The organism is Cupriavidus basilensis OR16 (assembly GCF_000243095.1).
GTDB classification, from domain to species: Bacteria; Pseudomonadota; Gammaproteobacteria; order Burkholderiales; family Burkholderiaceae; genus Cupriavidus; species Cupriavidus basilensis_D.
Genome location: NZ_AHJE01000003.1, coordinates 135,598 through 157,326 on the forward strand (window position 1 = coordinate 135,598; position 21,729 = coordinate 157,326).

21 protein-coding genes and 1 pseudogene are annotated in these 21,729 nt (G+C 61.3%); 13 read left to right on the forward strand and 9 right to left on the reverse strand.

Annotation, left to right across the window (positions count from 1 at the left end; all coding sequences use genetic code 11):
• Positions 1–83 precede the first annotated feature (83 nt).
• From OR16_RS01470 to OR16_RS45125, 5 genes and pseudogenes are all read left to right on the forward strand, one after another.
• Positions 84–1,547, forward strand: coding sequence for an aldehyde dehydrogenase family protein (locus OR16_RS01470; RefSeq protein ID WP_006156199.1), 1,464 nt, complete (start codon positions 84–86; stop codon positions 1,545–1,547).
• A gap of 76 nt (positions 1,548–1,623) precedes the next feature.
• Positions 1,624–3,069, forward strand: a complete 1,446-nt coding sequence (locus OR16_RS01475; protein ID WP_006156200.1) for an amidohydrolase family protein — start codon at positions 1,624–1,626, stop codon at positions 3,067–3,069.
• A 32-nt stretch (positions 3,070–3,101) separates the two neighbouring features.
• Entirely contained in the window at positions 3,102–3,422 is a 321-nt protein-coding gene (locus OR16_RS01480) for a DoxX family protein (protein WP_006156201.1), read from the forward strand.
• A gap of 157 nt (positions 3,423–3,579) precedes the next feature.
• Positions 3,580–4,953 (forward strand): MFS transporter, encoded by a 1,374-nt coding sequence (locus OR16_RS01485; RefSeq protein ID WP_006156202.1) that lies wholly within the window; start codon positions 3,580–3,582, stop codon positions 4,951–4,953.
• 43 nt (positions 4,954–4,996) lie between these two features.
• A pseudogene (locus OR16_RS45125) lies at positions 4,997–5,149 on the forward strand (MFS transporter); the annotation flags it as partial.
• A 10-nt stretch (positions 5,150–5,159) separates the two neighbouring features.
• Here OR16_RS45125 and OR16_RS01490 read toward each other — a convergent pair.
• Complete coding sequence (locus OR16_RS01490) at positions 5,160–6,062, reverse strand: LysR family transcriptional regulator (protein ID WP_006156203.1); 903 nt, start codon at positions 6,060–6,062, stop codon at positions 5,160–5,162.
• A gap of 220 nt (positions 6,063–6,282) precedes the next feature.
• Here OR16_RS01490 and OR16_RS01495 point away from each other — a divergent pair, with 220 nt between their 5' ends.
• From OR16_RS01495 to OR16_RS01525, 7 genes are all read left to right on the forward strand, one after another.
• The gene (locus OR16_RS01495; RefSeq protein WP_237716885.1) at positions 6,283–6,915 is read left to right on the forward strand and encodes a nuclear transport factor 2 family protein; all 633 of its coding nucleotides are present in this window, start codon (positions 6,283–6,285) and stop codon (positions 6,913–6,915) included.
• A gap of 27 nt (positions 6,916–6,942) precedes the next feature.
• Positions 6,943–7,989 carry an amidohydrolase family protein gene (locus OR16_RS01500; RefSeq protein WP_006156205.1) on the forward strand — a complete coding sequence of 349 codons (1,047 nt, stop codon included), beginning with the start codon at positions 6,943–6,945 and terminating at the stop codon, positions 7,987–7,989.
• Between the two features lie 84 nt (positions 7,990–8,073).
• The gene (locus tag OR16_RS01505) at positions 8,074–9,048 is read left to right on the forward strand and encodes a Bug family tripartite tricarboxylate transporter substrate binding protein (protein WP_006156206.1); all 975 of its coding nucleotides are present in this window, start codon (positions 8,074–8,076) and stop codon (positions 9,046–9,048) included.
• Between the two features lie 37 nt (positions 9,049–9,085).
• Positions 9,086–10,399, forward strand: a complete 1,314-nt coding sequence (locus tag OR16_RS01510; protein ID WP_006156207.1) for an amidohydrolase family protein — start codon at positions 9,086–9,088, stop codon at positions 10,397–10,399.
• A gap of 51 nt (positions 10,400–10,450) precedes the next feature.
• Entirely contained in the window at positions 10,451–10,945 is a 495-nt protein-coding gene (locus OR16_RS01515) for a RidA family protein (protein ID WP_100227810.1), read from the forward strand.
• A gap of 468 nt (positions 10,946–11,413) precedes the next feature.
• The gene (locus OR16_RS01520) at positions 11,414–12,496 is read left to right on the forward strand and encodes a porin (RefSeq protein WP_006156209.1); all 1,083 of its coding nucleotides are present in this window, start codon (positions 11,414–11,416) and stop codon (positions 12,494–12,496) included.
• 368 nt (positions 12,497–12,864) lie between these two features.
• Entirely contained in the window at positions 12,865–13,953 is a 1,089-nt protein-coding gene (locus OR16_RS01525; RefSeq protein WP_006156210.1) for a porin, read from the forward strand.
• 99 nt (positions 13,954–14,052) lie between these two features.
• Here the strand turns inward: OR16_RS01525 and OR16_RS01530 are convergent, their stop codons facing one another.
• Both OR16_RS01530 and OR16_RS01535 read right to left on the reverse strand, forming a co-directional pair.
• On the reverse strand, positions 14,053–14,589 hold the full coding sequence (locus OR16_RS01530) for a gamma carbonic anhydrase family protein (protein WP_006156211.1): 537 nt from the start codon (positions 14,587–14,589) through the stop codon (positions 14,053–14,055).
• A 128-nt stretch (positions 14,590–14,717) separates the two neighbouring features.
• Positions 14,718–15,632, reverse strand: coding sequence for a dioxygenase (locus tag OR16_RS01535; RefSeq protein ID WP_006156212.1), 915 nt, complete (start codon positions 15,630–15,632; stop codon positions 14,718–14,720).
• Positions 15,633–15,839: 207 nt separating this feature from the next.
• Here OR16_RS01535 and OR16_RS01540 point away from each other — a divergent pair, with 207 nt between their 5' ends.
• Positions 15,840–16,775, forward strand: coding sequence for an ABC transporter substrate-binding protein (locus OR16_RS01540; RefSeq protein WP_006156213.1), 936 nt, complete (start codon positions 15,840–15,842; stop codon positions 16,773–16,775).
• A 96-nt stretch (positions 16,776–16,871) separates the two neighbouring features.
• Here OR16_RS01540 and OR16_RS01545 read toward each other — a convergent pair whose 3' ends face one another.
• The 6 genes from OR16_RS01545 to OR16_RS01570 all read right to left on the reverse strand — a co-directional run bounded on the left by OR16_RS01545 (position 16,872) and on the right by OR16_RS01570 (position 21,646).
• A complete protein-coding gene (locus OR16_RS01545) occupies positions 16,872–17,282 on the reverse strand; it encodes a RidA family protein (protein ID WP_006156214.1) in 411 nt (136 codons plus the stop codon).
• A gap of 99 nt (positions 17,283–17,381) precedes the next feature.
• On the reverse strand, positions 17,382–18,455 hold the full coding sequence (locus tag OR16_RS01550) for a LacI family DNA-binding transcriptional regulator (protein WP_006156215.1): 1,074 nt from the start codon (positions 18,453–18,455) through the stop codon (positions 17,382–17,384).
• 288 nt (positions 18,456–18,743) lie between these two features.
• Positions 18,744–19,085 (reverse strand): cupin domain-containing protein, encoded by a 342-nt coding sequence (locus OR16_RS01555; protein ID WP_006156216.1) that lies wholly within the window; start codon positions 19,083–19,085, stop codon positions 18,744–18,746.
• Entirely contained in the window at positions 19,082–20,059 is a 978-nt protein-coding gene (locus tag OR16_RS01560; protein ID WP_006156217.1) for a quinone oxidoreductase family protein, read from the reverse strand. Before OR16_RS01560 ends, OR16_RS01555 begins: the two co-directional genes overlap by 4 nt.
• Before the next feature lie 48 nt (positions 20,060–20,107).
• Entirely contained in the window at positions 20,108–20,992 is an 885-nt protein-coding gene (locus OR16_RS01565; RefSeq protein ID WP_006156218.1) for a 3-keto-5-aminohexanoate cleavage protein, read from the reverse strand.
• A gap of 18 nt (positions 20,993–21,010) precedes the next feature.
• Positions 21,011–21,646 carry an SDR family NAD(P)-dependent oxidoreductase gene (locus OR16_RS01570; RefSeq protein ID WP_006156219.1) on the reverse strand — a complete coding sequence of 212 codons (636 nt, stop codon included), beginning with the start codon at positions 21,644–21,646 and terminating at the stop codon, positions 21,011–21,013.
• Positions 21,647–21,729 lie beyond the last annotated feature (83 nt).

Below are 21,729 nucleotides of genomic sequence, written 5' to 3' on the forward strand. Positions count from 1 at the left end.
GTGTCCCCATCACGGGAACTTCTTGGTATCGCTGGAGATCCCGTTCCGCGTAAAAATGCAATCGATTGTAAGGAGTGCGCCACATGGCTGAAACTACGCAAGACAGATCGAACCTGAATCGTCCTTACTGGGGGGCCATTCTTGGCGGCAACGTCGTCGAGGCTGGCGCTGACCAGGAGTTCTTCATCGTCGAGGAAGCGGCGACTGCAAAGTCACTGGGCCGCGTGGTGTCGGCGGACGAAGCGCTCGTAGGTCGCGTGGTCGCGGATTCGCGACAAGCGTACGAAGATGACTGGCGCCAGCGTTCGCCGCGAGAGCGCGCGCAGTTGTTGCATCAGGTTGCAGCGAAAATCCGCGAGCACGCTGACGAGCTTGCCGAACTCGAGGCACGCGAAGTTGGGAAGCCAAAGCGCGATGCACTTCGCTTTGATGTGTCCTATTGCCATGCCTGTTTCGACTATTTCGCAGGCCTGGCCGATACGCTCCATGGCGAAATCCTTGACCAGGGCGCGATCGAAGCGCGCGTACTATTTGAACCGTATGGCGTGGTCGCAGCCATCCTTCCGTTCAATTGGCCACCGATTCACTTTGCGAAGAAGTCTGCACCGGCACTGGCTGCGGGAAACACTGTCGTCGTGAAGCCGGGTGAACAGGCGCCACTCACCGTGATGCGACTGGTCGAGCTGGCCAATCAAGTGCTGCCCCCGGGCGTGCTGAACGTCGTTCCAGGCATCAAGGCCGGGCCCGCTCTGGCGTCACATCCGAAAGTGGAGCGCATCAGCTTTACAGGTGCAACCGCAACGGGCCGCCGCGTGCTGCAGAGCGCGGCGGAGAACATCACTTACGCGACTATGGAGCTTGGTGGCAAGAATGCGCTCCTCATTCTGGAGGATGCGGACATGGAGGTGGCCCTGAATGTCGCGCTCGAGGGCATGTTCTACAACCAGGGCGAAGCGTGCACGTCGACGGCACGCATTCTCGTCCACGAATCCCGATATGCGGAGTTCGAGACCAGGTTTGCCCGTGCCACCGAGAAACTCGTTGTCGGTAACGGACTGGATCCGAGCACAGACATCGGTCCAATGGTCGACGGTAAGCAGCGCGATCGTGTGATGGGGTATATCGATATTGCCCTGCGCGAAGGCGCAAGGCTCGTCACGCAAGGTACGTTGCCGACAGATTCACAGTACGAGCACGGCTACTGGGTTCCGCCCACCGTGCTTGGCGATATCGTGCCGACGATGACAGTCGCCCAGGAAGAGATCTTTGGGCCTGTTGCATGCCTGATGCGCTTCAAGACAGAGGATGAAGCCATCGACATTGCAAATGGCACGGCCTATGGGCTGACTGCCGCGATTGTTACGACAGACGAGGATCGTGCATGGAAGCTCGCGCGTCGACTCGAAGCCGGCATGATCTTCGTGAACAACTACATGCGCAGGGCTTTCCTTGGATCGCCATTTGGCGGCGTGAAGGGAAGCGGGTATGGTCGTGAAAACGCTACCGAAACGCTCAAGGAGTTCGTGCGCCTGCAGGCTGATGACTGATGATTGCGATGCCGGGGTCGTTCCTGGAGACAAACGCGACACCGGTGTCCGGACCAATACACCACGGAATACACCAATGAAGAAGAGTCTTATTCAGAATGGGTACGTCGTCACTGTTAACGGAAGGCGCGAAGTCTTCGAGCGTGGCGCGGTCGCGATCGAAGGCAAGCGCATAACTGGCGTCTACGCAAAAGAACATACGCCGACCGGCGAGTTTGACGAGATCATCGATGCCAGCGGCTGCCTGGTCATTCCCGGCCTCATCAATCTGCATCAGCATCCGTGGTATTCGATGTTTAAAGGAATCGCGGATGGACTACTGCTCGAGGACTGGATCAGCGACCTGGTCTTTCCGCTCGTCCGACATCTGTCGGAGGACGCGATGCGGCTCAGTGGCTACCAATGCGCCATCGAGATGCTTGCCACTGGCACTACGACTTCATTCAACCACTCCGTATCGGTAAGCAACGACGCGATCGTGAAAGCGAGCGTCGAATCCCAGGCCGAAGTCGGTATCCGTCAGTTCTTTGGCAAGGAACTGCGATGCCGCAACAGCCGGTTCCTCGACCATCCGCTTTCGTTGGATGAGTCATTGGCTGCTGCTGAAGAAGATATCCGTCGCTGGGATGGCAAACAGGATGGCCTGATCCGCATGGGCATGGTCATCGAGGCCAATGCCCATTGGACTTCATCTGGCATGAGCACGGAGGACCTTATCATTCGGGGCACGGAACTGGCGCGCAAACTGAATGTTCGCATCAGCAGCCACATCGCGGCAGGTACGTTTTCGACGGAAAAGGGGTTCCTGAAGCATCTGCGTGAAACCGGTCGTACGGACGTGCGCTACCTCATGCAACTTGGTGTCCTGGACGAGCAATGGATGTTGATCCATGGCATCCACTGCACTGAGCTGGATCTCGAACACATGGCGCATGTTGGGGCCGGCCTCGTGTACACGCCCACCAGCGAAGCCATGCGCGGTGGCGGCATTGCGCCCGCGGCAAATGCGCTGCGGGCGGGGGTGGCGACGGCTCTTGGCACCGATGGTGCCATGGTCGATTACACGAACGACATGCTTGAGCAGGTTAAGGCATGCGTGCTTTTTCAACACCAGCGTCATCTGAACCCGACACGCATGCCGTTCGAGCACGCATTGGAAATGGCAACCATCAACGGCGCACGTATCCTCGGCGTCGCCGACGAACTGGGCTCACTCGAGGCGGGAAAGCTGGCGGATATCGCGGTCTTCGACATGCGCGGTCCTCACGTCGGCTCACTTCAACGCCCCCTATCCGCGTTTCTCGGAGCCGGTAAAGGAACGGATGCCAAGTATGTCGTGGTCAATGGCGATATCGTCTATCGCGAAGGGGAGTTCACGAAGTTCAGCGAGCGCAAGGAAGTGCTGCGCAATGTTGAACGGCTCGCAGCGGAGATCATCACGAAGGCCGGGCTCGCATCCAGGCTGGATGTGACCTGGTTGGAGAAGAGTCCTCCTCTTTCTTTTCCGCGTGCATCGGCCTGACCGGACGCCGCAATTTCAACGATTTCAGTGTCATGGCATACGCGAAATACATCCTCGCCTTCGCTTTCCTCTCGGCAGCGGTCGTCAACCTGGCAGGTCCAAAGGCCATCCGCGCGGAGTTCGCAAAATGGGGCTACCCGGATTGGATCAGAGTGGCAGTTTCGGCCGGCGAACTCGGTGGAGCGATTCTTATTTGCTTCAACGGAGCAGAGAGGATAGGGGCATCGATTCTGCTGGTCGTCACGCTGGGAATTTTGATGTCGTTCACCAGATCGAAGGAGTGGATGCGGATGCAGTATCCATTCGTGTTGTTCCTTCTTCTGGCGGCCGTTCTCCGGCAACCCCACGCTTGATGGCTTCGAGCGTCAAGGTGATGGCGAGCTCGCCGTGAAGATGTCGTCCGCGGTAAACCCTCGTTATCTTATGCAATCGATTGCATGAAAAATTTCATCATCCGCTTCTTGATGAAGATGTTCTTGCTAGAAACCTCCGTTGCGACAGGAATTTGTGATGCTCTTCCGCCCCATTAACGTCAGAACTTTGATCAACGAACGACCGATGTCGCGGTTCCAGATCCGGACACTGGTTCTGTGTTTTCTCGTCCTGGTGACAGACGGATATGACACGGTCGTTCTCGGATTTATCGGCCCCTCGCTAAAGTCCCACTTTGGAGCAAGTCCGGCGCAACTCGCCCCTGTGTTTGGCGCCGGATTCTTTGGTTTGGCGGTGGGGTCATTTTTGTTCGGGCCTTTGGCCGACCGCTTAAGAAAGACGGTGCTGATGACGACTGTCGTCATGTTTGGGCTTCTGAGCTTGGTATCGGCGTGGGCGCCTTCGCTTGAAATGCTGATTTTCCTTCGGTTCCTCACCGGATTGGGACTCGGCGGTGCGATGCCCAACGCCTACACACTGGCCGTGGAGTATTGCCCCGATCGTTTGCGATCTACGCTCGTAGCGCCGCTAGGCTGCGGAATCTCGGCGGGTGGCGTGCTAGGCGGCTTGATTGCGCCGCATATGATCAGCGCCTTTGGCTGGCAGTCCATGCTGGTACTCGGCGGCGCATTGCCGATGCTCGTTGCCCTCGTCCTTTGGCGGGGGTTACCCGAGTCGGTGCGTTACCTGGTTGCGAAAGGCCGCCAGGACGAGGCTCATGCGATTGTCAAACATATCGACCCGGCCGTTCCGAGGGAAAGGGCACTCGTTCTTGACGAGGATGCCGCCAAGGGATTTCCGGTTTCCCAACTGCTACACCCGAACCTTCGGGGCGGAACGCTGCTCCTGTGGGTCACGGCATTCATGGCATTGCTCGTTGTCTACTTTCTGGGTAACTGGTTGACCATGCTCGTTCAGGAGGCCGGTGTGCCGTTCAGCCAGGCGTCGCGGATGACCGCGCTCTACCTGACAGGTAATGCGCTCGGCGCGGTCCTGTTGGGCTTCCTGATGGACCGGATGAATCCGCAGTATGTCGTGGCATGCGCGTTCCTGTGCGCCGCCATTAGCCTTGCTTCGCTTGGCCATCTGGCAGACGTGCCGGCACTTGCCGTAGTCGCGCTGCTGATCACGGGCGTTGGCACCGGTGGTGCCATGACCGGCACCAGTATCCTGTCGGCAGGCTTTTATCCCACCGTTTCGCGCGCCACCGGCGTGGCGTGGACCCTGGGCATGGGGCGCGTGGGCTCAATTGTGGGTTCGATGGTGGGCGGCGCAATGCTGGCGGCCCACTGGGCGCCAACCGTGATGTTTCTGGTCGTCGCGGTGCCAATTGCGGTCGCGTCAATCAGCGTGTATAGCCTGGCGATCTTTCGCCGTCGCCATGCGGAACGGCCAATGCCGCCATCGGCGCGAGAAGGCGCTTCAGGTCGCGAGTCGGCATCCGAGGCATGAATCCCTGTTTCGTTCGCGGCGCGGCGGGCCGGGGCGTCGATGGCTGGGTTCGGCGCCGAGCTTTGCACTGGTGCTGAACATTGGCGCCATCGGTGGTGGCTGGCTCGCGGACTGTCTGCATATCAAGCCAGTGCTGGTCGTGATGTTTCTCGTCGCCGCGGTGTCCATCGGACTGCTCGGCACCGGCAAACCGACCTGGGCCTCCTTCAGCCGTGCAGCATCTCGCAGCGCGCGGCCAGACAGTCGCGGAATGCCTCGGCGCTGGGAGACAGCGAACGGCCTGCCCGGACGATCAGCTCGATCTGGCGATGCACCACGGGCTTGTACAAGGGGCGGAAGAGCACGCGGCTGGATCCCAGCAGCATGCCGACGTAGGCTGGCACTACGGCGATGCCCAGGCCCGCCTGGGCCAGGCCCACGGCGGTGCCGAGATACTCGACTTCGAAGCGTGGATTGACCTGCACGCCGGCCTGGTGCAGGTACTGGTCGATCAGCGTACGGATGCCGGTCGAGTGTGACATGGCGATGAGCGGCTGGCCCTGGAGGTCCGACCACGTGAGGTCGCGCCGGCGCGTGGCTAGCGGCCAGGTGCTGGGCACCATCACGCCGAGCGGGTGGCGCAGCAGGGGGATGCGATCGAACTGCGGATCGGCTTGCGGAAAGACGCCGAAGCCAAAATCCACATCACCGCTGAGTACCCGGTGCCCGATCTGCTCGGCCGGCAGGTCCGCAACACGCACCGTGACAGCAGGGTAAGTCTCGAGGAACTCCGCGATGCTGTCTGGCAGCAGTGTCGATGCCAGCAGGGGGGTGGTGGCAACTGTAATGCGTCCGCGCCGCTTGTGCACCAGCTCACGTGTGTCCGCCACCGACTGCTCGACGTCGGCAACGATGCGGGTCGCACTGATCAAGAACTCATTGCCGGCGTCGGTCAATGCAAACCGTCGCGTGGAGCGGTCAATCAATTGCAGTCCGAGTTGCGATTCCAGCTCACGTATTTGCAGGCTCGTGGCCGACTGCGTCAGATGGAGCTTGGGCGCCGCGGCGGTGAAGCCACCGCTGCGCGCCACCTCCACAAAGGCCCGCATTTGTCGCAGTGTGACGTTCATTTGCTGGTCTCATCAATCATAACCATAGATAAGGAATGGAGCATATCCAAACCGCGCTCGTCTGTGTTCGCAAGTTGTGCGATTGATACGAGTATTTTTTATGAATACATAAAATTTAATCGCTTGTTGAATGATTATGGATGGGCTGTAATGGCGCCATGACTAAAGGGGCGGCGTACGCAGCGCACGCCGCAAACCACGCCTGATGGAGACCATGAACATGCAACGCAATCCACGTTGCCGGCTAGCCGGCATCGTCATCGCCGCCGCGGTATGCCTTGCGGCAGGTGGCATCAGTATCACAGCGCATGCCCAGAGCAGCGCCCAGTCGAATCAGGCCGCGCAGGTCGACGAGCTACTCAGCAAGCAAGCCATCACCGAACTGATCTACAAGTATCCGCGCGCGCTCGACCGGCTCGACCGGGAGATGCTGTTGTCCCTCGCTCATCCCGAAGCGCGCATGCAGTTCGGCAAGCAGGTCTTCCCTTCGTGGTCGGCCTACGTTAACTGGTTGATCAAGGCGCACACCGACATGGCTGGCAACAATCATCGGATCACCAACATCCTCATCGAGGTGCATGGTGACAAGGCCGTCAGCGAATCGACCGGGACGGCCACGCTGCTGGTGAAACAGCAGGGCCGCGAGGACCAGTTTGAAGAACGCTGGATGCACTCGCGCTACCTCGACGCCTGGTCGCGGCGCAATGGCAAGTGGGCGCTCGATAGCCGCCAGACGGTATCGGACTACCGGCGCATCAGCTACGTGCCGGCGGAAGAGGTCCGGAAACACTATGAAGTCGCGCCGCGCACCGGCAAGGCCGATCCCTCTTACGCGCTGTTCGGCGACAAGTAGGGCTGCGCAAACTCAGGGACTGAAACCGTGACCTTGCATACTTCTTGTCATCACGACGCTTGCCATGGCCGGCGCCACTTTATCGGCTCGCTCGGTGCGCTGGCAGCTTCCGCGCTGCTGCCCGGCGCGGCAGGTGCCGCGCAGGCTGCGGTTGGCCCAGGCAGTGGCCGCATCGATTTCCACCATCACTACTTTTCGCCGGCCTGGGTCAGGCTCGTGGAATCCAAGCATCGCATCAAGCCGGTGCTGGGCTTCGACCAGTTCAAAATCTGGACGATTGCCCAGGATCTGGAAGCCATGGACCGGGGCAATGTCGAAAAGGCCTTTCTGTCCGTGACGCAACCCGGCGTCTGGTTCGGCGACGCGGCGGAAACCCGTACCGCCGCGCGAGAGCTGAACGAGTTCGCCGCTAGGATGAAGTCGGATCACCGAGGCCGCTACGGCCAGTTCGCCGTGCTGCCGCTGCCGGACGTCGATGCCACGCTGAGGGAGATCGAGTATGCCTTCGATACCCTGGGGGCGGACGGCGTGGGCCTGCTCTCGAGCTATGACGACAAATGGCTCGGCGACAAATCCTTCGCGCCAGTCTGGGCCGAGCTGAACCGCCGCAAGGCGGTGGTCTATATCCACGCCACCGCGCCGGGCTGTTGCTCGTGGGACTTCCAGCCGGGCATTCTGCCGACCTTCATCGAGCTGGGTTCGGACCTGGCGCGCGCCATGGTCAGCATGGTCCAGGGCGGGACGGCGAAGGCGACGCCTGCTATCAGGTACATCTGGTCTCACGGCGGCGGCAGCATATGGGCCCAACGTTTCCTGGTCGGCGAAAGCACTGCTTCGCTGGCCCGTGAGGCACCTGCGGACTCGCGGCTGTACCAGTTCCGCCGCTTCTTCTATGACACGGCCGCCGCGGCGGATGCGATCCATATGGGCATTCTCAAGCTGGTGGTGCCACCGACCCAGATCGTGTTTGGCTCGGACTTTCCGTGGGTGGAGCCCGTGAAGATTGCCGCCGGCCTGGAGTCATCGGGGCTTACGCCGCAGGACCTGCAGGCGGTCTATCGCGATAACGCCTAACGCCTTCACGGTGATGCCGGGACTGCGGGAACAGCTCGCCGCGGCGGCGGGCGGCAGATAACTTGACCAGTCGGAGAATGATCAATGAGTTCGAAGTACCTCAAGCGGCTGGCAGCGGCACTGTGCGTACTGCCAGTCTTCGCAGGCGCACAGTCCTTCCCGACGCAGAATATCCGGATCGTGGTGCCGTTCGCACCGGGTGGCGGCATCGACGCCATGGCGCGCGTGCTGGCGGAGCGGCTGCAGCAGAAGTGGGGCAAGCCCGTGATCGTGGAGAACAAGCCGGGCGCCTCCACGATCATCGGCACGGTGGCAGTCACCAAGGCACAGGCAGACGGGCATACCTTGCTGCTGACCAGCGAAGCGACTGTCACCAGCAATCCCTTTCTGTTCGACAAGCTTCCCTACGACCCGACGCGTGAGCTGGTACCAATTTCGGAACTGGTGAGCCTGCCACAGATGGTCGTCGCCAATCCGTCGGTATCGTCGTCGAGCCTGAAAGAGCTGGTGACACTGGCGCGTGCCAGACCGGACAGTCTCAGCTATGCCACCTATGGCTCCGGCAGCCTGCCACATCTGCTGTTCGAAGGAATCAATGCCCGCTACGGCGTTAGGATGACGCAGATTCCATACAAAGGCATCACCCCTGCCGTGACCGCCGTGTTGAGCGGCGAAGTCCAGCTAACCCTGGCGGGCGTGCCCTCGGCACTAGGCCACATTCGCGCGGGCAAGCTCAAGGCTCTGGCCATTGCACGTCGCGAGCGCCTGCCAGAACTGCCGCAGGTGCCGACGCTGGCCGAAGCTGGCTTTGGCGACATCGACCCGCATGAGTCGTGGTTCGGACTGTTCGTGACCGGTGGAACGCCCGCGCCGATCGTACAGAAGATCGCCAGGGATGTTGCCGCCGTAGCGGCCGATCCGGACTTCCGGGAGCGCTATGTCACAGCGCGTGGGTTCGACGCGGTGTTCTCCACGCCCGATGCGTTTTCCCGGTTCATCCAGGCCGATCGCAGCCAGAAGCAAAGGCTGATCCGACTCACCGGAGCGAAGGCTGAATAGCATCCATCCACATCAGCGCAGCGTGTCGGAGGCATCGATGTTGCAGAACAAGAACAGCGGCAAGGCAGGGAAGGAACGGGCACTGCCCGATGGTACGGAGTTCGTGATTCGCGACGGCCATGTGCTCACCATGGATCCATCGCTCGGCGACTTGCCGAATGCCGACGTGCATGTCGTCGACGGGGAGATTGTCGCTGTGGGTGCGGGCCTGCACAGAAGGGGCATGGCCGAAATCGACGCGCGCGGCATGATCGTCATGCCTGGCCTCGTCGACACGCACTGGCATCTCTGGAACAGCGCATTGCGCGCGCTCGTGCGTGGCGACGATCCGGAGCGTGGATACTTTCCCGTGACACTGAAGGTGGGACCACTCTTCTCTGCGGAGGATTCGTACCGGTCGGTCCGGCTTGGGTTGACCGAGGGGATTGCATCGGGCATCACCACGGTGAACAACTGGTCGCACAACACCCGCAGTCCGGAACATGCGGACGCGGAATTGCTGGCCATGCACGAAATGGGCATCCGGGGCCGGTTCTCCTACGGTTGGGGGCAGGAACTCCCGCTCGACCAGATGATGGACCTCGGCGACCTGGCGCGCGTGCAGCAGCACGGCATGCCGGACTCCACCCTGCTGACGCTGGGCGCGGCAGTGCGCACGCCGGTCGCCAACCCGCGAGGCGCCGTGCCAATCGCGCTGGTCAAGGCCGAGATGAGCGCCATCCGGGCGATGGGACTGCCCATCACCATGCACGCGCGTCCTGGCGTGGTGTCGGTACTCGCCGAGCATGACCTGCTGGGACCGGATCTGCAACTTGTTCATCCACAGGGAATCTCGCCCGAAGAAGGCAGGCTGCTCGCCGCCGCCGGTACGACATTCTCGTGCTCGCCTGTGATCGAGATGCACTATGCCCAGGCGACCCGTGGCGAGATCCAGTTCCAGGAACTGGTCGATTACCGTGTACAGCAAAGCCTCTCCGTGGACAGCTCGGCGGCGTCGGCCAACGCCGACTACTTCAGTTGCATTCGCGCATTGCTGTGGTCGCACAAGCAGCGCTTCGGTATCAGCGTTCCGTTGACGCCGCGCCGGCTGCTCGAACTGGCCACCATCGACGGTGCACGCGACCTCGGTCTCGACGACCGGATTGGTTCGATCACTGCGGGCAAGCGCGCCGACATCATCATGGTGCGCACCGCCGATGCCAACATGGCACCCGTCATCGACCCGATGTACGCGATCGTGTACTCGGCGCAGCCGTCCAACATCGATACGGTGATGGTCGATGGCAAGGTACTGCTGTGTCATGGCTGTCACTGCCGGCGCGCCTGGGCCCAGGCATGCGGACTGACCTGATTCAAGACCGGCGAGGCTATGGCGCCGCGCCAATAACGGAGGAAATAATCGATGAGAAAGAGTCTGACGACGCTTGTCGCAGCGCTGCTTGTTGCCAGCACTCTGACGGGTACCGCGCGGGCGGCGGAATACATGGAGCAAGGCGAGCGCACCAAAGGGCGCACCTATTCGCCCGCGGTGGTGACCGAAGGAGGACGCATCGTCTGGCTGGCGGGGGAGACCACGACCACGGACCTCACTGGCAAGGATATCAAAGGCGATTTCGAAGCCCAGACGCGTACCGTGTTCGCGCTGATCGATCAGACGCTCAAGCGTGCCGGCGGCAGCCTCAAGGACATCGTGAGCATGACAGCCTATTTGACGGACGCACGCAATGGCGCCACCTTCTCCAAGGTACGCAGCGAGATGTTCCCGGACAGGAACTTCCCGGCCAGTGCACAGATCACGGTATCGAACCTGGCAGTGCCGGGGATGCAGATCGAAATTCAGGCGATTGCAGTGATCGGCGACAAGTGCTCCAGGCAGACCCCTTGTCTGCCCCGCTGACTGGCTGTCAGCACTCTCCACCGCCCCGGTTTGGTAGCACCAGGCACTAAACCGCGGGAGGCCACCTATCCGTGCCCCGGGGTTATGGGCAGGTGGCCCGCGGCCTTGGCTTCGGATGCATGGATTCGCTCCATGTATCCGCTGCACGTATCCGCCCACATGGCGCGTTACGCCGCGTCCGCCTGATGCATTCCCTCTCCTGGATTCGAAAACGGATATGGCTACGGCCGTAGCCGCTGAACTGCATCCGTGTGCCGTTTCGCCGCATTGGCGCACCTGAAAACCCATGACAACTTGGTGCTAGTTTTTCTTCTGAATTCATTAAATTTGATCGCTTGCTCAATGATGGCGGTTGGGCTGAAATTCCCGGCACCGGAGCCGTTAGCGAAGCTCGCGGTGTTGCACAGAAAACCACAGAAACTGCATGAAGGAGATTGGAACATGATGGGACGGGAAGAATGGGGAGCGTTGAAGTTGGTGAGGCTGGTCGCTGCGGCGGTTGCGTTGCTGCCAGTCCTGGCTACGGCACAGTCGGTGACGCTGTATGGCGTCATCGATACCGGCATGGAGTATGTCAATAACGTTGGTTCCGCGAAGAACGGTGTCGCCCGCCTGATGGGCAATACCGGCACGGTTCCCTCACGCTGGGGCCTGCGTGGGACGGAAGACCTTGGTGGCGGGCTGAAGAGCATCTTTGTACTGGAGTCCGGCTTCTTTCCGGATTCCGGAAGCTCCAGCATGGGCGGGCGACTGTTCGGGCGGCAGGCGTTCGTGGGCCTGAACGGCGCGTGGGGCCAGGTGGCATTTGGCCGCCAGGTGACGATGCTCTACTGGTCCTATCTGGATTCCGACATTCTCGGCGCGAACATATTTGGCTCGTCGAGCTTGGACAGCTACATGACGTTCGGCCGCGCGGACAATGCGGTGTCGTACAAGGGGACGTTTAATGGCCTGACGGTCGGCGCGACCTATAGCTTCGGCCGCGATACCGTGAACGCGGGGCCGAGCCCCGCCGGTACGAATTGTGCGGGGGAAAATCCGGCCGACTCGCGTACGTGCCGCGAGTGGTCGGCGCTGCTCCAGTATCAGACGGCCTGGTGGGGCGTTGCCGCTGCGTACGACGAGAACCGCGGCGGTCCGGGGGCCTTTGGCGGTTTGGTCAGAAGTAACATGACCGACAAGCGTGCGACAGCCACCGCCTATGCAATCTTCGACAAGGCCAAGGTCGGCGCCGGCGTCATCTGGCGCAATAACGACGGCAGCAGCACCCCTCGCAGCGATCTCTGGTACGTGGGCGCTGCCTACGACATCACACCCGCATTCACGCTTGCGGGTCAGGCCTACCTACTGCGTTTCCACGACACCAGCAACAAGGCGTGGCTATTCGCGCTGCGCGCCAGCTATGCCTTCACGAAGCGCACGCTTGTCTACGCGACGACGGGCTACATCAATAACCGCGGTCAGTCGGCGATAGCGGTCGATGGCGCGACGCCGCCGCCGCCCGGCGTATCGCAGCTCGGCGGCATGCTCGGCATCAAGCATGTTTTCTGAGACATAGCAAACCGGCGACGTGGAGGGGGAGTCAGCGCGACAAGACAGCCTCGCCTCGCCCTCCGGACCGTACATGGTCCCGAGGGCCAGACAGCGCCATCTCCATTGACATGTGAGGTATCAGATGAAATTGAGTCCCTCTTCCCGCCGGCGTACCGCTCCTGGCATCCAGGGCATTGCCGCTGCCATGGCGATCTGCGCCCTGGCAACCGCCCCGAGTGCTCCGACTGTTGCTCTCAGACGATAGGGTAGATCCCGATCATGCAATCGATTGCAAAGGCCATGCAATCGTTTGTAGAATGAAATCTCCCATGACAAGGAAGGAGAGCCATGCAGCCGGTGGAGCGGCATGGCAGAGGAGAAATCAAATGAAAACTTGCAAGTGGGTAGCCGCCGCGCTGGCGACGGTCCCGGCCATTGCCGCTGCACAGTCGGTCACGCTGTACGGCCTGATCGACGCGGGTGTGGAGTATGTCAATCATGTCGGCGCGGCCGGCCACGGCGTCGCGCGCATGCCGAATCTGACTGGCACCGTACCTTCGCGCTGGGGCCTGCGCGGCGTGGAGGATCTCGGCGGCGGACTCAAGAGTGTATTCGTGCTCGAATCCGGTTTCGCACCGGACTCAGGTACTTCGGGGCAAGGTGGCCGATTGTTCGGACGCCAGGCATTCGTAGGGCTTAGCGATGAGCGTTGGGGGCAACTGACCTTTGGGCGGCAATTTACGATGCAGTTCTGGTCGACCCTAGACTCCGATATCCTGACGTCAAACATCTATGGCGGAAACGCCCTGGATAGCTTTCGGGCCAATCCCCGAGCCGACAACGCTATCGGGTACAAGGGAAAGTTCGGCGGGGTGACGATCGGCGGCACCTATAGCCTGGGTCGTGACACAGTCAATGCGCCCGCCGGGGCCAATTGCGCTGGTGAGAATCCGGCCGACAAGTCCGCGTGCCGTGATTGGTCGGCGATGCTGGCGTATGACGCGAACACTTGGGGCGTTTCCACGGCATATGAATCGATGCGTGGCGGCGCGGGCGCCACTGGCGGCTTGACCAGCAGCAGCCGGAAGGACGATCGCTGGATCTTTGGTGTTTATATGGCGATGTCCAATATGAAAATCGGTGTTGGGGGTACGCTTCGCAATAATGAAGGCAGCGCCACGCCGCATAGCCAGCTCTACTACGGTGGGCTTTCCTACGACATCACGCCTGCATTCAACCTGGCCGGCGAGGTGTATTTCCTGCGCTACAACAACAGTCCGAACAAGGCCTGGCTTGAGGCGATTCGCGGAACCTACTCGTTCTCCAAACGCACTGCGGTGTATCTGACCGCCGGCTTTATCGACAATCGAGGCAATCTCGCGTTGTCGGTCAGCAGTGGTGATACAAGCAGTGCTGCGCCGAAGCCGGGAGGCAACCAGCTTGGCGCGATGATGGGCATAAAACACGCATTCTGACGCGCAGGTTTCCCCGCTTCCAAGACACTGTCGGAGCGGGGAGACCTGGATGCAACAAGGATTGGCCGTGTTCGCGTCAATCAGCTTGCTTGCGCGCCGTTAGAACGTCATGACGGCAAACTGATTATCCAAGTACCGCCTGGCGAGTTCGACATAGCGTACGGCGGTTGCATTCAGGCCCTGCCTTTCCTCGTCTGTAAGTGGTCGGAGGAGACGAGCAGGATTTCCCGCCCACAACTCTCCAGAACCGACCACCTTGCGCGGAGACAGTACCGCGCCCGCGGCAAGCATGCCTCCTGACTGGACGATGGCACCATCCAGGACGCGCGCGCCGAAGCCGACGAAGGCGTTGTCTTCAAGCGTACAAGCATGCAGGATCGCCCCGTGGCCGACAGTGACGTCATCGCCAACAATGCATGGCAGTCCGTTGGTGGTGCCATGGATGATCGTGCCGTCCTGAATATTGGTCCGATGGCCAATGGAGATGCGCTGCACATCCCCACGCAGGACGCAGTTGAACCAGATGGACGACTGAGTCCCGATGGTCACGTCCCCGATGATTTGCGTCCCCTGGGCAATAAAGGCGCTTAGATCGATGACAGGCAGGAGAGGCGAGGGGGGCTGTAGGGTATTCAACTTGTCGGCTCCGAGCGTTAGCGCGCTTGCGCGCAGATGCCCGCAGAAAAAGAGCGGGCGTTGAAAGTCCGCTGATGAGCAGGGCATCAATCCCCGGATTGAGTCTGTGCCCTGCTGCGTGCGGTTGCCTATTTGATCGGCGGTACTGGGCGTGTCGGAGTGCCTTGCGCGAGCAGGAATTCGCAATGCAGGGTGTAGTACGGCGCCTGCTGTCCGGGGCGAGGGCCGGACCTTGCCTCATGCCGGTCGAACTTGCCGATTAGGTCTCGCGTGACACCGAATGTGACATCCGAGTCCAGGTACTCGGCATCATCGGCAAAGATCTGCGAGATCAGCGTGTCGTGACCTTCCGCGAAAACGACGAAATGCAGGTGTGCCGGGCGATATGGGTGGCGACGCTGGATACGCAGGAGGTCTCCGACGGGGCCATGCGTGGGTACCGGGTAACCGGCTGGCCTCAGGCTTCGGAAGTGGAAGTCGCCGTTCGCATCCGTAAAGAAATGGCCCCTCAGGTTCATCTCCGGTTGGTCCGGATCCTGATTCTCATAGAGGCCGATAGGCGAGGCCTGCCACACGTCCACCCTCGCGCCCTGGATCGGCTCACGGCGTATATTGAGAACTCGTCCGCTGACAAAGATCGGTGTTGCCGTCGTATCTTCCTGGACGATCGATGCGCCGAGTTCATAGTGCGGTGAGCCGTCACGGAAGAAGGGGCCAAGCAACGCTCCGCCAGTGCGATCTTCGCGCATGGAGTTGTTCAGCACCTTGACCAGCGTGGAGTAGCCAAGCACATCCGCCAGGAGCACGACCTCGTTATGGGAGTCGGTGCACGTCAGACCCACCCTTCGCAGGAAATCCAGCCCCTGTTCATATTCATCGTCGCTCAGCTTTACCTGATTCAGGAATGCATGGCCATGCTCGACCAGTGCATTCAGGATCTCCTTGAGACGCGGATTTTCGGTCCTGCTCATTGCGGCAAGCACGACGTCCGTTACCGACGCGGCATCGCTGACAATGCTGCCTTGCTGCACAGATTTCGTCATTACGTTTCTCCTTGCAATCGTTTGCATGCTAGCTTCAAAAGAGGCGATTGTCAAAGTCAATGTTGAAGGCTGGGATGCGTGCATATCGAATGCCGCGGCGCCCATAATCCTCAAGCGCAAAACGGTAATCCGCAGCAGCGCGCCTTGACTCCGATGGAGTCGTGGAACTATTATGCAATCGATTGCGTCAATTTTTGAGGAGTTCACATGAACAGGATAACCGTCCTCGGTTTCGAAGGCGCCTTCAACCTTCCGATCTGGGTAGGGCACCGGCAACGGCACTTCGAGAAGCACGGGTTGGAAGTCAGCCTGGAGTACGTCAAGGGATCGGTCGACATGGTCAACCGCCTGACATCGGGCACGGCACAAATCGCCTTGACGAGCGTGGACAACGTTCTGGCGTATCGGAGCGGACAGGGCGAAACGGCAAACGGCAGCGCGCCAGACCTCGTGGCATTCATGGGAGGCGATCATGGATTTCTGTCGTTGATGTCGCGGCCAGAGATCACCGCGGTTTCGCAACTGCGAGGCAAGACGCTTTCGGTAGACGCGCTGACTACCGGCTTTGCGTTTCTGCTGCGGGAAATCCTTGCCGCGAACCGCATTGCGTTGACCGATGTGGCATTCGATGCAGCGGGCGGCACAGGCAACCGGTATCGTGCGCTGGTCGCCGGCAAGCACGACGGGACATTGGTGCGCACCCCCTTCGAGCGGCTGGCGGAAGGCCAAGGATGCAATGTCCTCGTGAGCGGCAAGTCGCTATTCGCGGACTACCTGGGAACGGTGGGTGCGGTCCTGCAGTCTTGGGCATGCCGAAATCGGGCGCAACTGGTGGGATTCTTACTGGCGTATCGGGAGGCGTTGAATTGGATCTTCGACGCGAGTAACGGCAATGCGATCGTCGAAATCCTGCGGACAGAGTTCGCCCAGCTCACGCGCGACGACGCGCGCGCCGTGCTCGATGACCTGGTGGACCCGGCACATGGACTGATCCGAGATATGGAAATTCCGGACGCAGGTCTGGCTCTGGTCTCGCGTATTCGCGACAGCCACGCATTGGTGCCGACTAATGGGCCATTTGTTGATTGTGTGGACCGGCAATACCTTCGACTGGCACAGCAAGCAGCCGGCTGGTCACGCTAGCCGGCGGGGTACCGCCAAAGCAATACGGGCGAAGATGCATTGGCATCCTCGCCCGGTGACGTGGCGACCGCGCTATGCGCGGATTTACTCAGCCGTTCAGTCGACGACGGCAATGGCCTGTACTTCAACCAGCATTTCCGGTTTGGCCAGGCCAGTGACGGTGATCAGCGCACTAGCAGGAAAATTGTCGCCGAACACGTCTTTGCGGATCTTGGTGAACTGATCGCCATAGCGCCCGTCGGTGATCGATACAGTCATCGTGACAATGTCCGCGAGCGTTCCCCCCGCCTCTTCGAGGGTTTTGGAGATCCGACGAATGACCTCACGCGCTTGTCCGTCGAAGTTTCCGGCAAGGGAATTACCCTGTCCGTCCTCGACCACGGTTTGGCCTGCCAACCATACGATGGTGCCGCCTCGCGTGATGACTGCGGGTGAGTACGCTCGCTGTTGCGCGGCATCGCGCTTGATATAGCGCCGGACATGCTTCTGTTGCTGCTCATTTGCCATGTGAAACCTCGCTTTTGCTGAGTGGGTGTAAATCGAATATCAGTAAGTGTCATGCACAATCGATTGCGGGTCGATGTAAGCAGATCAAGTTGCCAAAGCTCAAGTTCGGACTGACTGAATGGTTTTGCCGTGCCGGGGAGAGGCGAGGTGGGTTGGTTGTGCCGTCGAGCCACGAACGACCAACTTCGGCACCAGTTTCGCCGTCACCGCTTTGCCATGCGGCGATTCGATTTGCCGGAGCAGCAGGGCTGTTGCCTGTTCGCCCATGTCACGCATGGCCATTCGGATCGTGGTAAGCGGCGGGACGAGTGCGTCGACGAAAGGCATGTCATTGTGTCCGGCCACAGAGACATCTTCCGGGCAGCGTATGCCAGTGGCACGCAAGTAGTCATAGCAGCCCATCGCAACTAGATCGTTGCCGGCCGCGATGGCGGTAAGCCCCGGGAGGGCTTCGAACAACCGGGCACAGGCTTCGTGGCCGGCCTGGCGGGAATAGCTGGCTGCCTCGACGACGCGCCAGGCGTCTCGCCGCAGCCGATGGCGCCGCACAGCGTGCTCGAAGCCCTCGCGCCGCAAATGCCCGGTGGACAAGACTTCCGGGCCAGCGATATGGCCAATGCGTCGATGGCCGAGCGCCACCAGGTGGTCCACTGTCATGCGCATGGCGAGTAAGTTGTCGTTGACCACGCAGGATGCACGGCCGGTGTCTTCCCCCCGGTTGACTAGGACCACCGGGACATGCTGGGCGAGGCAGTAATCGAGTAGCGGGTCGTCTCGCTCGGCAGTCGCCAGGAGCAAACCTTCCACCTGGCGCGCGACAATCTGGTCTATCACGAAGCGCTGGCGGCTCTTGTCGGTACCCGCATTGATGACGATCGGGACATAGCCGTGTTGAGCCAGCATCGCCTCGATTCCGGCCAGGATGGGCGGAAACACTGGGTTTGCTAGGTCGGGCAGTACAACGCCGACCAGGCCAGAGCGCTGCGTACGCAAGCCCGCGGCAATGCGGTTGGGGCGGAAACCCCATGCGTGCGCCACCTCCAGGACGCGTGCCACGACGTCCCGCGCCACAAGGTGCCGCGTGGCCGGATTCATCACGCGGGAAACGGTGGAATAGTGGACGTCGATCTCGACGGCGAGGTCTTTAAGCGTGACACGCTTGCGCTCGGACATGGAGAAGCTTGCCGTGGCGTGGTGTTTAGCTTACTGCCCGCTTGTCGCGGCAGACTGCCGCACCACAGGCGCCAGCTTGCTGATACCACGAATCGAACGCGTAGCCGGGCAAGCCGTCCGCGCGGCCCGCGGCAAAAGTACGCAAGGGCGGGTATTTCGGATCATTGGTGTCCTCCTCACTGCGGATACTTCAGAAGTCAAGTTGCGAATCAGCCTGCGGATCTCTGCCCGCGATTTCAGTGGCATTGCCAGGGCCACGCAAGATGCGTGCGCAGCCCGGCTCGAAGCTCAAAGCTTCTGGTACGGCATAGCCAGTAACAGCAGGGCCGGTCTGTTATGCGGATTCGACACCTGGCGCGCCTCGTTGGGTGCCAGCCGAACGGAGTCGAACTGGTCAAGCTGCACGGATTCTTCCGGTGTGTGGATGCAGACCCGGCCTTCGAGCACCACGTAATGTTTTTCCACCGGCGAAGCATCCATGGACGTCTGTCCACCTGGCAGCAGGACGGAGACGCCCAGCCACAGTGCCTCGGACAGCCCTGCCTCGTGCCCCTGCAGACGCAGGCAATGCATGCCATGGTGATTTGGCGGAAAGTACACCGGTGCTTCGTTAAAACGTGTGGTGTTCATGGCTTGAGCACCACACGCTCGGTCGCGCCCTGCAGCACCGCCCGATAGGCCTGGTCGGCCCGCTCGAGGCTGTAGGTGTAGGCCGGCAGTACGGAGAAGGGCTGAAGCTTGCCCTGGGCGAACATCGGAGCCAATGCATCGAGAATGCGCGCGCAGGCGGCACTGTCAAGCGCCAGTGTATCGACGCCGACGTAAGTGTGCTGGCCACGGTAGAACGCGAAAATGTCGAAGGGCATCGCCTTCTCGATGGTCGAGATGAAGATTTGCTTGGCACCAATGGCCATGGCCTGATTGGCCTGCTCGAAATACGGGCTACCTACGGTGTTGTAGACGATGTCGGCACCGTGGCCAGCCGTTTCGTCGCGTACCACGGCGGCAATGGCTTCGCTGCTGGCGTCAATCATGCGCACGGGGCCATTGGCGTGGCCCCGGTAGGCCTCGGCCGTGCGTTCAACGGCGAGAGCGCGGGCGCCTAGGGCAGTGGCAATCTGAATCGTGGCCTGGCCGACTTTGCCGTTGCCGCCGCAGACCAGCACGACGTCGCCGGCCGAAGGCATGCCAGCGCGACGCAGGCCCTCATAAGCGGTGATGAAAGGTACGCCAACGGCGCCTGCTTCCAGCAGCGACAGGGCCGCGGGCTTGGCCCGCACTGATTGTGCTTCGATGGTTAGATATCGGCCGTGAGTGCCGTCGCGGCGAATACCTAGTTCGCCGCCGCTACCCCAGACCTCCAGGCCGACCATGTCGCTCGGGCCGTCCACGACGATCCCGGCATAGTCACGGCCCGGCGTGCGCGGCCACACCGCATGCGGCATCAGACCCAGGGTTGCCTTGACGTCGCTCGGATTCACGCCGGCGCTCACCACTTCGATCACGCACTGGCCGGTGCCGGCAGTGGGGCGGGCCACGCCTGCCAGTTGCAGGCGAAGGGAGTCGATGTCCGAGGCTTTCTCGGTGATGCGGATAGTGTTCACGTTGTCTCTCATTGTCTGATTGGGTTGCGATGCGTTGAGTGGATCGGTTCAGGCTTCGCGCAGGCCGAGCGCGCGTCGCGCTTCGGCGGCAGAGGCGATTTCTCCGCCAAGCGAGCGCACGATATCGACGGCTTTGGTGACCAGCGCTGCGTTATTCGGCGCAAGCACGCCTTTGTCGAGATAGATATTGTCTTCAAGTCCCACCCGGACATGGCCGCCGGCCAGCCATGCCTGAGCCACGACGGGAAATTCCGCGCGGCCGATGCCGAAGGCCGACCAGTGGGCGCCGGCAGGCAGCATATTGCGCGCGTAGAAGATGGTTTCCGGCGTGGGCGCGAAGCCGTACTTGACGCCGAGGACGAAGGTCCAAAGGCCGGGGCCGTCCAGTACGCCCTCGCGGATGAAGTCGAGTGCCATGTTGAGGTCTCCGGAATCGAAGATCTCAAGCTCGGGCATGACGCCGGCAGCACGAATCACTGCGGCCATCTTGCGAACATTGCCCGGCGTATTCATCACCACGTCGGCGCCCGAGTTCATGGTGTTCAGGTCGAGGGAACACACGTCCGGACGTAGTGCCGAGATGTGTTCGACGCGCTTCAGCGGATGCAGCAGGGTCGTTCCCGATGCCGCAACACGGGGTTCATCCTCGCGCGGCACGAAGCGGCCGCCCGGGCCCGTCGTCAGGTTAATGATGAGCGTGCGGTTGCGCTGGCGGATGCGGTCGATGACGTCAGCGTAATAGTCAAGCGACATCGAGGGGCGACCGGTCTCGGGGTCGCGTACGTGGATATGTGCGGCAGCAGCGCCGGCTTCGGCCGCTTCCAGCGCGGCGTTGGCGATCTGCTCCGGGGTGACTGGCAGCGCGGGATGCTGCCCGGGGGTGACGATATTGCCGGTGACGGCGCAGGTAATGATGGTCTTGCGTGCGTGCATGGTCGGTGAGGGGAAGTATTACGATTCAGCCTTCGCGGTGCGCTCATTGAAGTCGCTGCTACGCCCGGGGACGAAGCCGGTATCCACGACGCCCGGGGAGACGTTGAGGACACGGATCTGGGGCGCCAGCGCCCGCCCGAGCGAGACCGCCATGACATCCAGCCCGGCCTTGGCCGCGCAGTACGCCACGTTGCTGCCCTGGCCGGTGCGCCCGGCAATGGAGCCGACATTCACCACGAGCCCGTCGCCGTGTGCGCGCAGATGTGGCGCGAAGGCGCGGATGGCGGCAAACTGGCCGCGCCAGTTGACGGCGAACAAGTCGTCAATCAACTCGTCGCTTAGCGCTTCGAGGTCCGCGTGCGGAATGGAACGCGTAAAGCCGGCCGCGTTCACAAGGATGTCCACGCGACCGTAGTGGTGTTGGACGTCATCAGCAAGCACGCGCAGCGACGCGCTGTCGCCGATCTCGGCAACCGCCGCGAGATGATTGCCGGCCGGCAGTGCGGCGGCCGAATGCGATGCCGTGTCGGCATCGCGGCCAGTCAGCACTACGCTCGCACCAAGGCTGGCAAGTGCTTTGCCGGCAGCAAGGCCAATCCCGCCTGTGCCGCCAAGGATGACGGCGACCTTGCCAGATAAGGAGTGCATTGTCATAGGAAGCGTGGAGTAAGGTTAGCTGCTCAATCTAATGCAATCGATTGCAGCAATCGATTGCATTATGAACGGCGCAGTGAGAC